The following is a 13,176-nucleotide window of genomic DNA, read 5'->3' on the forward strand; positions in this document are numbered from 1 at the left end:
AATGATAAATACCATAACCTTTCTACTTTTGCCTTTTGTAATTTTAGGTCGCTTCCCAAAATTGCGATGCAAAAGTACCTTTTTTGACGTGAAAATGCAAGGTCACCCTTTGAAATTGCTCTATTTTTTTTCGTTGACCCTTTTTTTGAGGTCGTTCGGTGTCGAGGCCAAGTCGGCTTACCTGTCTATCTATCAGGCTGATTCTCTGTTTGCTGCCGGGAGTTATCCGGCGGCTACGGAAGCCTTTGAATACCACATTCAGCATGGCTACAAACCGACTGATCCCATGCTGCTGAAGCTGGCATTCATGTATGAAAAGCAGGGCGACGTGGCTAAAATGTTATATTACCTGCAGGTTTATTTCGACCGTCGGCCCGACGAAATCGTGCTGAAAAAGATGCACGACATCGCCATTCAGAATAATTTGCGCGGGTATGAAACCGACGATCTCAATTATTTTTACCTGTTCTACAAGCAATATGGCCTGTACATTACGCTGGCACTGGTGCTGCTGGGAACGTATGCCTTCGGAATTTTCTGGCTTAAATTTCGTAACCGCGAACCCTCTCGGCAGCGGCACAAATTGACTGTTTTGGCCTACCTGACGGGTTTATTACTGCTGGTTAACTTGCCCGAACGCTACCAGTCGGGCATTGTCAACCGCGACCGGGTGCTGCTCCGGCGCGATCCTTCGTCCGCAGCGCCGGTGGTCGATGTCATTAGCCGGGGTCACAAAGTCAACATTCTGGGCAGCCAGGACATCTGGCTCCATGTCTTCTGGAACGACGGCCTGTATTATGTCCGCAAAGACAATGTGTGGCTGATCTAAGCTGAGCAAAGGGGGAAGGGCAAAGGCAAAGGATAAAATCGAGCATTTTCCCACCGCCCTCTTCCAATACCCCTACGCCCGTTTCAACGGAGAGTCTTTTTCTTTGGCGAGGGAGTTATAGACCATGCGGTCCATGAACCGGGGAAACCATTTGTTCATGAAGACGACGAATTTTCCTTCCGTAGTCAGAACAAGGTCGCGTTTCCGGCGTTTGACGGCGTTCAAAATGTGATCGGCACATTCTTCCGCACTCATCATTTTGCTTTCGTCACGCACGGTTTCTCCCGCAACCTGGCCGTCTTTGTTCAGCGCCGAAAACCGGATGTTGGTCGTTGTGAAGCCCGGACAGGCCAGCAGGACGTGAACGCCCGAATGCAGAAGCTCCGTTCGGAGCGCTTCGAGAAAACCATTCATGGCGAATTTGGATGCCGAATAACCGCTCCGAACCGGCAAACCGCGAAAACCGGCAATTGATGAAATGCCGACAATGGAACCCTTCGTTTTCAGGATGTGCGGCAACGCGTAGCGGGTTGCGTAAACCGTACCCATAAAGTTGATATCCATGAGTTGCCGAATGACGTTTGGATCGACATCCAGCAGCATCGAACGCATGGTAATGCCGGCATTGTTGATCAGAATATCCAGACGGCCGAATTGGCGGATTGTTGCGTCAATCAGCTTTTTAACATCCTCTTCCTGACTCACGTCGGCCTGTATGCAAAGCGTGTTAATCCCATTCTGGCGTAATTCGGCCCCTACAGTTTCCAGTGATTCCAGATTGCGGCCACAAATGACAATGGAGGCCTGTTCGCGGCCAAACGCAAACGCAAGTGCCTTGCCGATTCCCGACGAGGCACCTGTAATTACAATTACTTTATCTTTCATGAAAGGGAACGAAACTTTGTCGAACAATACCGGACAGCCGCTCAATATTTGTTACTTTTAATAAGAAACTTCTCATTTTTAAAAGTTATATGGGTATTGCCCGCCTAAGGTTGTAGAGAATTAAGGCAAAGTTAGTATTATTGCGGTGCAATCTGGACCATTCAACATTGACCATTTATGAAAAGAACATTTGCGTATCTGATGACTGCCTTTGTGGCAACTGCCATGACAGTAACGTCCTGCTCACCCATTAAAGATGCTCCTGACAAGAAAGATACGGTTGAATTTGTGGGCACATTGAACGGCAGCCAGGAAGTTCCTTCAAATTCTTCTGCGGCAACGGGCACAATGACAGGCACTTATAATAAGGTTACAAAAGAGTTGAGCTATACGATTAATTACACCGGCCTTACCCCAACGGCCGGACACTTCCACCTTTCACCCGGTGGCCCGGGCGTAAATGGCGGGGTTATTATTCCGTTTAGCTCTCTGACATCACCCATTACTGGCAAAAGCACCCTGAAACAGGATCAGGAAAATGCGTTGATGGAAGGACGGTTGTATGTAAATCTGCATACGGCAGCCCTGCCTGCTGGAGAAATCCGGGCCGATGTGAAACGGAAAGCGCTTTAATAACCGCTAACTTTTCAAACAAAAAAAGCTATCCTTTTCGGGATAGCTTTTTTTGTAAACCTGTATGTCAACTGCTAGCGAAGCAGGCTGACCGTTCCTTTGTACGATCGGTTGGTATACTGAATCAGGTAATAATACTGGCCCGTTGGATAATCAGCCCCATCCCAGCGGAAAAGCCGGTCAGTTGATGAAAAAACCGCTTTCCCCCACCGATTGTGAATATCGACCCGCCGGAATTGGTCCACACAGTTGTCCTGAGGTAAGTTAGGAACGCTAAAAATATCGTTTTTGCCATCGCCGTTGGGCGTAATGACATTGGTGATGGTGATGTTGTAATCCACCGGAATGTCCTTCACGACGAACGTGACGCGGGTCGTGTCGTACTGATTGGGGCAACTGTTGTCCTGCGAGATAAAATCCAGTTCGTAGGTGGCTTTTTCTTTTCCCTGTAAAACGTCACAGCCCGGTTGCCAGACAAACGGCGAAACCAGCGGGCTAGGGCCGGTTTTGTTTTCAAATTTCATACCGAGTCGTGTCCAGTCGAATTTGTTGCCAACTGCCGTTAACTTCTGAATTTCCGGGTCAGGATCTTCGGCGATTACATCGAACCGAACGGCGGCCGGAACCGAGTCAGTGTGCGTAATGGTCAGTTCAATCACGGGATTATTGAGCGTCGTTCGCACCGTAGGAGGGTGGCCGGTTGCGGGTGCGGCTTTCAGCCGAACGGTTACGGTATCGCGCAGATTGCGGTTACAGCGAGTGTCGGTCACGATAAAATCAACGATGTATTCGGTATTTTTGACCTGATCACACTGGGGAGACCAGTTAAATTGCTGGCTGACGGAGCCCTGTCCGGAAACCGCCGAGAAACTCATGCCCACCTGCGCTAGATTAAAGCCCCGGCCCACCGCCGTCAGCGTGATCATATCCTGATCGGGATCTTTGCCCAACACGTTGAACTGCAGGGATTTACCGGCCTGAACGGTCGTCTGATTTCCCGGCAAAGTGGTTTCGGCATCCGGTTTTCGATTCAGGTCCGCTTCCATCTGGATGGTGATGTACAGCGTATCTTTCAAGCCCTGCGGACAGCCTTCATCGGTTGCCAGCAAAGCCAGCTTCAGCGGCTGGCCGTCGCCCAGGCATTTATCGAAACAGACTTTGGAGCGAAGCGTATCGCCCGGTTTTGGAATCAATACTTCGGCCGGGGCGAAGGAGATGCCCTGCGCGGGGCCGTCCAGAACCGATAGTTTGATCCGCTGATTCGGATCAAGATCGGTAAGGTAAATATCGACGCAACCGGCGTCTTTTTCGGATAATTTCATCACCGTCCCCTCTTTGTAGAAATTCACCTGACCCTGCTGACGCATTGCCAGCGAAGGCGGGTTATTCTTCTGGCAGTCAATGACTTTCAACTGGAAATCGCGCCGGACGAGCCCGATCTTTTGCCAGACTCCCGAGGCATTTTTGCGGTATTCTTCAACCTGAACGCAAAAAACAAACAGGCCAATCTGTCCCGCCGTAACCGTCAGCAGACCGGTTCTGGCATTAACCTTCAGGGGCGCCGGTCCGGGAATGGCCCGGTCCTGGTTCAGACCATTGATCCAGCGGATTTCGGGATAGGCCGAACTGGGCTGAGCGACCTGAGGCCGGGGATTTTGCGAGGTGCTAAAACCGTTGTAGGGCGTAACCAGGCGATACACCAGACTGTCGTTGTCGGGATCGGTAGCGCCAAAATCGAACGAAAATGGCTGGTTAATGCAGATGTAATCGCCCTGAACGGGTCGGAAAGTAGGGGAGGAGTTGAGGTAATCCTGTCCATTTGCCAACCGCTGTGCCGGAAACTCCAGGTAAAAAGTTGAACCGGCCAAACCGGGGTTCTGAATATTATTGATGGAATTGTTGCGGCAGCAGCGCTCCCACACCATGTAGTAGCCGCGGGGATCGTTGAAGGCCGTCATGTTGAAAACCACCAGACTACTGTACCGCAATAAACGGGTTCGGAGCGAGGGAAGGGCGCACTCGGGTTTGGTATAATCGACGATTTTGGAACCCACCTGCGGCAATTCGATCGACCCGATAAACGCATTATCCCCTTTTCGGTAAACAAAAATGCCAACGGTTGGGTCTTCGGCCTGCGGATTGCCGTTCAGGTCATCAAAATACAGGTTGAGGCTAATCTGATGGGTATACGGACTTTGATTGGTCAATCGCTTTAATTCCAACTCTCCGCCAACGATATGAGTCGCAGTTGCCGTTAACGACAAGCCCATCCAGCACCATACCAACCAACTACACCAGGCAATAATCCGGTAAAACTGTTTCATCCAAATTAAAATAGGGTTGTTGAAACCAAAATACGGTGCTTAATTTACAGAATTTATTACAGTTTATTATGTCAGGAAAGACCCAAAAGATGACGCAACGGTTGCAAGCCGTTCGAATTGACGATGTTGCTGCGGAAGGAAAATGTTTGATACGAACGGAGGAGGGCGTCATATTTGTCGAGGGGCGTTCCGGGGGGCCGGTGGCGGCACCGGGCGACGTGGTCGATATCCGAATTGTGAACCGAAAAAAGCAATACCGGGAAGCCGTCGTTGAAAAAATCCACTCCTTTGGTCCCAGCCGCGCAGAACCGTTTTGTCCGCATTTCGGTACCTGTGGTGGTTGCAAATGGCAGCACATCCGGTACGACGAACAACTTCGTTTCAAAGGCCAGCAGGTGTTCGACCATTTGACCCGAATCGGCAAGGTTGAACTGCCGCCTATTCACCCGACTTTAGCGTCCGCCGAAACAACGTATTACCGCAATAAACTCGAATTTACCTGCGCTGACGGTCGCTGGATTACGGAGGAGGAAATCCGTTCCGGGATGTCGGTCGACAAGCGGGCGGTGGGCTTTCACATCCCGAAGCGGTTTGATAAAATTCTGCCGATTGCGCATTGTTACCTGCAACCCGACCCGTCGAATGCCATTCGGCTGGCCGTTGGCGATTACGCGTTCCGGCACGGTTTTACGATGTATAATCTGAACACGCACGTCGGATTCCTGCGCACGGTAATTATCCGGACCGCGTCGACGGGGCAGGTGATGGTGATAATTCAGGTGGCCGAAGATCGGCCGGAGGAATTGAAGGGGTTGATGGATATGCTGCTGGAAAACTTCCCCCAGATCGTATCCCTGAATTACATTCTGAACAAAAAGCTGAACGATTCGTACCAGGATCAGGTCGTGGTTCCGTATTGGGGAAAACCGTATATCGAGGAACAGATGGATGAAGGCAGTGGTCAGCCACTGACGTTTCGGGTTGGTCCCAAATCCTTTTACCAGACCAATGCCGGGCAAGCCTTTGAACTCTACAAAATTACCCTCGACTGGGCGCGGTTGACCGGTTCGGAACGGGTGTATGATTTGTACACCGGAACGGGAACCATCGCTCTGTTCGTCGCGCGTCAGGCCAAACAAGTGCTTGGCATTGAGTATGTTGAATCAGCCGTTGACGATGCGCGCGTCAATGCTTCGATCAACGGAATTCAAAATGCGGAGTTTCTGTCGGGCGATATGGCGACCTTGTTAACTCCCGCGCTGTTCAATAAATACGGAAAACCGGATGTGGTGATTACAGATCCGCCCCGCGCCGGAATGGACGAAGCCGTTACGAGAAATCTGCTTTTAGCCGCTCCCCAGCGAATCGTTTACGTCAGTTGCAATACCGCTACCCAGGCCCGCGACCTGGCTATTCTGGATTCCATGTACGAAGTAAAAGACGTTCAACCCGTCGACATGTTCCCGCACACCCACCATGTGGAGAATGTGGTACGGCTGGAGAAAAGAGTTTTGGCGTAGGGCAGAGGGTGTAATTTCTGGCCCTCTGCCCTACGCTCATTAAAACGGTGTTTCCTGTTGGTTGGGGTCGATGTGCCCGAAATTGGAGAAGTTGGTATTGGGTGTATTCAGCGTGTTGGCTTTGCTCTTGACAATACCGCCCTGATTCTCGAAGGACTGCGCACCCGAAGTTTTGGGATCGAATCCCGCCGAGGGGCCGCTGAATGGGGGAGGAGTCTGGGGCATAAAATACGCATCCAGATCGCCAAATTTCGTGTATTTTCCGATAAACCGGAGTTGAACCGTATCGAGCGAACCCGAGCGGTTTTTCGCAATGATTACTTCCCCGATTCCGGAGACTGAATTGCCCTGTTCATCAGCGGTAATGCCATAATATTCAGGGCGATACAGGAAGATAACCATGTCGGCATCCTGCTCGATCGAGCCGGATTCCCGAAGGTCGGAAAGTTGCGGTTTTTTATCACCACCGCGGGTTTCAACCGCCCGGCTTAACTGCGAAAGCGCAATAACCGGCACATTCAGTTCTTTGGCGAGGTTTTTCATGGCCCGCGAAATCGAGGCAATTTCCTGCTCGCGATTACCACCCATTTTGCCCGACGTATCTCCGGACATCAATTGCAGGTAATCAATCACGACCAATTGAATATCGTGCTGGGCTTTCAACCGGCGGCATTTGGCACGCATTTCCAGAATCGAAAGCGCGGGCGTATCGTCGATAAAAATGGGAGCTTCGGTCAGTCGCTGTATTTTATGGTGCAGCTGCGCCCATTCGTGCGGAGCCAGATTGCCTTTCTTGATTTTTTCGCTGTCAATTTCCGCTTCCGCCGAAATAAGCCGGTTTACCAATTGGACCGACGACATCTCGAGCGAGAAAATAGCCACGGCTTGACCAAAATCGACGGAGGCATTGCGGAGCGCACTGACAACAAAAGCGGTTTTTCCCATCCCTGGCCGGGCGGCCAGAATGATCAGTTCCGAACGCTGCCAGCCGGACGTTAGGCGATCCAGCGCGCTGAAACCCGACGGTACGCCCGTCAGGCCGTCTTTCATGTTCTTTTTCTGCTCCAGTTCGTCCAGTGCCTGCCGCATGATGGTTCCCATGTCGGCGTAATTCTTCCGAATGTTGGATTCCGAAATCCGGAACATCGACTGTTCGATCCGGTCGAGGAGATTGAAGACGTCGGTGGTGTCTTCGTAGGCGTCGCGCTGAATTTCGTTGGCAACGGTAATCAGGGCCCGTTTGATGGACGCTTCAGCAATAACGCGGGCGTGGTATTCGATGTTGGCCGCCGATGTAACGCGGGTGGTTAATTCGGTTACGTAACCACCACCGCCAACCACCTCAATTTCTCCGCTTTTCCGCAGTTGTTGCGTAACTGTCAGCATGTCAACCGGTTCGGCATTTCCGAACAGGGTAACGATGGCATTATAAATCCGTTGATTGGCTTCTTTATAAAAACTCTCCGGCTTCAGAATATCGATTACGGCCGAAAGAGCGTCTTTCTCGATCATCAATGCGCCCAAAACCGCTTCTTCCAGATCGATGGCCTGCGGAGGTAGTTTGCCCAGGCCGGTGGGTGTCAGCATGTGGTTAATGCCATCCGACTGACTACGTCGATTGCCTAGGTAAGGGGTCTTCCGAAAATTTGAATTGGTTGGGCGATCGTTCTTCATTGCATTGCAAGTATAGCCATTCATCAGTAGAATGAAAAGCCGCGGGTTTAGGGTTTTGGGGGTACGAGGACAGAAATGGAGGCATTAACTTGTTGTCTCTAAAGTACATATTCTTCCCACTCCGTCAGAAAAAAAAGTAAAAAAAAAACGTCGATTTAGCTTACGGTTGGAAACCTCCGCTACCGGGTATCGTATGATGATTTGGGCCTGCTTTTATGTAAGCTCCGAAACCAAATGCAACTGATTAATCGTGAACTGATTGCGGAAAATTGAGGTGATCTTGTGATAATAATTAGCGAATTTTGTTGTTTAGTACGTACGATCCTCTAAATTTAGAAGGAAAACAAAGTACGCTCACCCTGAAAATATGAATGGAGATTTGGTAGAAAAAGTAATCACCCTTGACAATGTATCGCTCATCGACTTTTTGGGAGTTGAAAACAACAACATCAAAGAGGTAGCGGCCGCTTTTCCGATGAGTAAAATTATTTCCCGTGGGAACGAGATCCGCATCAAAGGAACGACCCCGGAAATTACCCGCATTACCGACATTCTGGACTCGCTCATCGAACACTACCAGAAGTACGGAAAACTCACCCACGAAAATGTCCGGAGTTTCCTGAAGAATAACGAGCGGGAACCGGCCGCGGCCTTACCGAACGACGACAGTGTGCTTGTTTACGGCACCAAAGGTGTGATTGTCCGGGCCAAAACCGCCAATCAGCAACGCCTGGTTGACGTTTCCGAAAAATATGACCTGGTTTTTGCAGTTGGCCCCGCTGGTACCGGAAAGACGTATACCGCCGTGGCCATTGCGGTTCGGGCGCTGAAAAATAAGGAAGTCAAAAAGATCATCATTACGCGTCCGGCAGTGGAAGCGGGCGAAAACCTCGGATTCCTGCCCGGCGATTTAAAAGAGAAGATCGACCCGTACCTGCGTCCGATTTATGATGCGCTGGACGATATGATTCCGGCCGAAAAGCTAAAACTGTACATTGAAAGCCGCACGATTGAAATTGCGCCCCTGGCTTACATGCGCGGACGTACGCTCAATAACGCCTTTATATTACTGGACGAAGCCCAGAACACGACGCCCATGCAGATGAAAATGTTTCTGACGCGGATGGGGCCGAGTTCAAAAGCCATCATCACCGGTGACCGTTCGCAGATCGATTTGCCCAAAAACCAGCGATCCGGTTTAATCGAAGCTGTGGAGCTTTTGAAGGATATTAAAGGCATTGCTTTTGTGGAACTGGATGGCAGCGATGTGGTTCGGCACCGCCTGGTTAAAGAAATCATCACCGCATATGAACGGGCTGAAAAATAAGCCACTCTTTGCCGCACTGGGTATTTTTCTCAGCTTCGCAATAACGGTGTCGCGGGCGCAAACGCTGGAGACGCTACAACGTTGTGGAATCATTTACCGGGAAGAGACCCTGCAAAAAAGAGATCCGCAGCGGTTGGAAAAGCGGCTGAGACTTAACGAGCAAATCGAGCAACTGATTCAGGAACAGCGAAATAACCGGGGACGGTCGCGGGTTGGTGAAGTCGTTTATCGCATTCCGGTGGTGGTGCATGTCGTGCATAATAACTCGTCCGGTTTTGTGGGTGGGGCGAATAATTCCAACATTTCGGATGAACAGATTGCGTCCCAGATTCGGGTTCTGAACGAGGATTACCGCCGGATGCCCGATACCCGGGGGTTCAATACCAATCCGATTGGGGCGGACACCGGCATCGAGTTCTTTCTGGCCCGAACCGATCCCGACGGCAAACAGACAAGCGGAATCACCCGGAATTATTCGCAGAAAATAAATTTTAACGTGTATGACGGATCGAGTGGTGACGATCTGCTCTTGTCCAGCATTTCGTATTGGCCCAGTGATAAGTATCTGAATATTTGGGTAACGACGCTCAAAAACGAATACCTGGGATACGCTCAGTTTCCGGAAGCCCAGGGAATCAGCGGATTATCCCCGCTGGAAAACGAACTGACCGATGGCGTTGTGATCGATTACCGCTATTTCGGGAGCGATATAGGTGCTGTGGTGAGTAAAACGTATAAGTATGGGCGGACGACGACTCACGAAGTAGGACATTGGCTCGGCCTGATTCACACCTGGGGCGATGCGATGTGTGGAGATGATTATTGTGCCGATACGCCACCGACCGAAAGTGCCAACCAGACCACCGAATGCCCCGAAAAGTTCTCGAACTGCAGCGGGACACGCACTCGTAATCAAATTGAAAATTACCTGGATTATACCCCGGATGCTTGCATGAACCTGTTTACGCAGGATCAGAAAGCGCGGATGCGGGCAGTTATCGAAGCCAGTCCCCGGCGGCAGCGGGTCGTTCGATCCGCCGATCCGCTGCCCCAGGCCGAGACGTTGACCTTGAATGTATTTCCGAATCCTGCGCAAAAAGAATCGACACTGGAAGTGCTGTTCACCGGTTTTCAGACATTCCAGGTTGATGTCACGGATTTGGCGGGGCGCATTGTACGTTCGCAGAATTTTACGAATTACCCCAGTACCTCGATCAGTATTCCATTGGAAACCTTGGGTCGCGGTATTTATTTTGTGAAAGTGCATACCGATAAAGAAACTGCATCCAAAAGATTGCTGATTCGTTAAATCGGTTTGCGATTTTTGGTACACGGTTTTCGGTGGCTGTCGGGCACAAAATGGTAACGCTTGCGTCAGCTACCGAAAACTGAATACCAAAAACCGTAAACAAGAAACCGTCCACCGAAAACCTCCGCCGTATGATTGAAGTGATTCAGGTTAACCGTCCGGCTGAACTTCAGCAGGTGTTTGCCATTCGTGAGGAAGTGTTTGTGAAGGAGCAACACGTTCGCTCGGAGGATGAGTATGATGAATTTGAGAAAATCAGCCACCATTTTCTAGCATATTTTGACGGAACACCTTGTGGAACAGCTCGTTGGCGGACAACTTCGTATGGCATAAAACTGGAGCGTTTTGCCGTACTGGCCGCTTTCCGGGGGAAAGGGGTTGGGCAGGAATTGGTCCGAACTGTCCTGGAGGATGTGTTTAGTCAGCAGCCCGAACCGATCGAATCGGTTTATCTGAACGCGCAGATCACGGCGATGCCCCTGTATGCCCGATTCGGTTTTAAAGCTGTAGGACCGATGTTCGAGGAGTGTGGAATTCAGCATTATAAAATGGTTTTACCCGCATCTTCTTTCCCGGCCTGATGCTACGCTGGAACGCTTTTCCGTTTGTTCGCTATGTGAAGGCGCTGATTGGCGGTATTGTCGCCAATCTATTTTTCCCTTCCCTGGCTCCGGTTATCGTCGGCCTGCTGATTGCCAGCTCGCTGCTTCTTTTGACTACTTTCTGGTTCAAATCTTTTCCAAATCCGATTCTAAAAGGTCTTTTAAGTCTGGCGATACTTGCTTGTACAGGATATTTAATTACCGAAAACCACACTTCCCGGTATGATTCCCAAAATTTGGTTCATGTCCACCGGCCTATCCGGGCCTATGAAGCGGTTGTAGCTTCCCAGACCGAAAACCGCACCAAAACTTTTCGTCTGGAAGTGGAGGTTCGCAAGGTGCTGACGGATTCGGCGTGGCAAACGGCAAACGGGCGACTAATTATATACATAGATAAAACAGTAGCCAAAAAACCGGTTTATGGCGATGTCTGGCTGGTTCGGGGCGCTCCCCGCACGATCGATCCACCTTTGAATCCCGGCGAGTTTAACTACAAGCGCCATCTGGCCAACCGGGGCATTTATCATCAGCAGTACTTGCGTCCTTCGGACCGGGCGGTTTTGGGTACCGATCCGCTCAATCGGCTGATTGCCAGTGCTTACGCCGTCAATGATTGGGCTGACAGTGTTTTTACCAGCCACTTGGGCGTCGGGCAGGAATTTGCCATCGTAAAGGCGATGATTCTGGGTGTTCGCGATGGCATCGACACGGACTTGCAGCAAGCCTACTCGGCCGCCGGAGCGGTTCATGTTTTGTCGGTATCCGGTCTACACGTAGGAGTTTTATTCGCAGCCGTAAGTTTTGTGCTAGGTTTTTTGAAAAAGCGCAAGGGCGGAAACTACCTTTTTGCCGCCCTCATGGTTGGCCTGTTGTGGTTTTACGCCCTGATGACCGGTTTTTCGGCCCCGGTTCTGCGATCGGCTTTCATGTTTTCGTTGCTGCTGATTGGCCAGACGTTGGGCCGATCCAATAACCCGTTAAATACGCTGGCGGCTTCGGCTTTTTTAATCCTGCTTTTTGATCCCTACGCGCTAACGACAGCCGGTTTTCAGTTGTCGTATCTGGCCGTAGGTAGCTTAATTCTCTGGCATCGTAGTCTGTATCAGAGTATGTCGTTTCGATTTCGCTGGGCCGACTGGCTGTGGAAAATTACGGCGGTTTCGCTGGTGGCCCAATTGCTGACCTTTCCGCTGGGAATTTTTTATTTTCACCAGTTCCCAACTTATTTCTGGCTCGCCAATCCCCTTGTCATTCCCCTTTCGTCCCTGGTTTTAATTCTGGCAATGGGATTGCTGGTCGTAGGATGGATTCCGTACGTTGGCCTTGGCGTCGGGAAAGTGCTGTTCTGGACAATGTGGCTGTTGAATCAGACCATTGTATATACTGAAAAACTACCGGACTCCATTCTAAAACCGCTGACGACGACGGGTTGGGAACTGCTTTTGATCTATGCGGTCATTATTTTCGGAATTTGTTTGCTGATTCGCCGGGAACGATACTACAGTTGGTTACTGGCCTGCTGTGCGGTTTTGCTGGTTGTATCGGCTGGATTAACTATTGTGAAGCGAAAAAACCAGCGGTTATTAATTGTTCATTTTGTCCCGCATCAATCGGCCATCAGCTTCGTTCATGGGAAGACAGCTTTGCTGCTGACGAAGAAACCAATGTCCGACAAAAGCCGCGAAGTGACGTTTTATGTTCGAAATACCTGGGATAGTCTGGGCGTGAGTGAAATTACGTATTCCCAGCTTGCCCCCTTTGAAAGTCAACTTGCTTTCCATCAAAATCGAGATCTTTCACTGGTCCAATGGCAGGGAAAACGTATCGTGATCGTCAATCGGTTGTCAAAAAAGGCCAATTGGCGTTTGCGAGCGATTGTTGATTACCTGATTATCAGTCAGGATGTCTTACAGAATTGGGATCAGCTAAAAGGTAGGCTCGTGGCCCGAAACATTATATTTGACGACTCGAACAAAACCCCGCTGACGGACCGGCTGCTTTTGGAAGCCCACGAACGCGGGATTCCGTGCCATTCGGTTCGTCAGCAGGGTGCTTATCTTGCCAGGTTTTGAG

Annotated in this window: 10 protein-coding genes; 7 read left to right on the forward strand and 3 right to left on the reverse strand. The window is 50.4% G+C overall.

The window, feature by feature from the left end; translation table 11 throughout:
- The first annotated feature begins 94 nt into the window (after positions 1-94).
- Complete coding sequence (locus GJJ30_RS15300; protein WP_170299201.1) at positions 95-829, forward strand: SH3 domain-containing protein; 735 nt, start codon at positions 95-97, stop codon at positions 827-829.
- 72 nt (positions 830-901) lie between these two features.
- On the opposite strand, the gene GJJ30_RS15305 is transcribed toward GJJ30_RS15300, so the two are convergent.
- A complete protein-coding gene (locus GJJ30_RS15305; protein ID WP_154176042.1) occupies positions 902-1,714 on the reverse strand; it encodes an SDR family oxidoreductase in 813 nt (270 codons plus the stop codon).
- 177 nt (positions 1,715-1,891) lie between these two features.
- Here GJJ30_RS15305 and GJJ30_RS15310 point away from each other — a divergent pair, with 177 nt between their 5' ends.
- Positions 1,892-2,347, forward strand: a complete 456-nt coding sequence (locus GJJ30_RS15310; RefSeq protein ID WP_154176043.1) for a CHRD domain-containing protein — start codon at positions 1,892-1,894, stop codon at positions 2,345-2,347.
- 74 nt (positions 2,348-2,421) lie between these two features.
- Here the strand turns inward: GJJ30_RS15310 and GJJ30_RS15315 are convergent, their stop codons facing one another.
- Positions 2,422-4,671, reverse strand: coding sequence for a T9SS type B sorting domain-containing protein (locus tag GJJ30_RS15315; protein WP_154176044.1), 2,250 nt, complete (start codon positions 4,669-4,671; stop codon positions 2,422-2,424).
- An 89-nt stretch (positions 4,672-4,760) separates the two neighbouring features.
- Here GJJ30_RS15315 and rlmD point away from each other — a divergent pair, with 89 nt between their 5' ends.
- Entirely contained in the window at positions 4,761-6,191 is a 1,431-nt protein-coding gene (rlmD, locus tag GJJ30_RS15320) for a 23S rRNA (uracil(1939)-C(5))-methyltransferase RlmD (protein ID WP_229313147.1), read from the forward strand.
- A gap of 39 nt (positions 6,192-6,230) precedes the next feature.
- Here the strand turns inward: rlmD and dnaB are convergent, their stop codons facing one another.
- On the reverse strand, positions 6,231-7,778 hold the full coding sequence (gene dnaB / locus GJJ30_RS15325; RefSeq protein ID WP_229313149.1) for a replicative DNA helicase: 1,548 nt from the start codon (positions 7,776-7,778) through the stop codon (positions 6,231-6,233).
- A 466-nt stretch (positions 7,779-8,244) separates the two neighbouring features.
- On the opposite strand from dnaB, the gene GJJ30_RS15330 reads away from it, so the two are divergent.
- The 4 genes from GJJ30_RS15330 to GJJ30_RS15345 all read left to right on the forward strand — a co-directional run bounded on the left by GJJ30_RS15330 (position 8,245) and on the right by GJJ30_RS15345 (position 13,175).
- Positions 8,245-9,192, forward strand: a complete 948-nt coding sequence (locus GJJ30_RS15330) for a PhoH family protein (RefSeq protein ID WP_154176451.1) — start codon at positions 8,245-8,247, stop codon at positions 9,190-9,192.
- On the forward strand, positions 9,173-10,501 hold the full coding sequence (locus tag GJJ30_RS15335) for a M43 family zinc metalloprotease (RefSeq protein WP_154176047.1): 1,329 nt from the start codon (positions 9,173-9,175) through the stop codon (positions 10,499-10,501). Before GJJ30_RS15330 ends, GJJ30_RS15335 begins: the two co-directional genes overlap by 20 nt.
- 131 nt (positions 10,502-10,632) lie before the next feature.
- Positions 10,633-11,082 carry a GNAT family N-acetyltransferase gene (locus GJJ30_RS15340; RefSeq protein WP_154176048.1) on the forward strand — a complete coding sequence of 150 codons (450 nt, stop codon included), beginning with the start codon at positions 10,633-10,635 and terminating at the stop codon, positions 11,080-11,082.
- Positions 11,082-13,175: a ComEC/Rec2 family competence protein gene (locus tag GJJ30_RS15345; RefSeq protein WP_154176049.1), complete on the forward strand. Its 2,094-nt coding sequence runs from the start codon at positions 11,082-11,084 to the stop codon at positions 13,173-13,175. Before GJJ30_RS15340 ends, GJJ30_RS15345 begins: the two co-directional genes overlap by 1 nt.
- Position 13,176: the final 1 nt, after the last annotated feature.

The sequence above is a fragment of the Larkinella terrae genome (assembly GCF_009668025.1).
Lineage (GTDB): Bacteria > Bacteroidota > Bacteroidia > Cytophagales > Spirosomataceae > Larkinella > Larkinella terrae.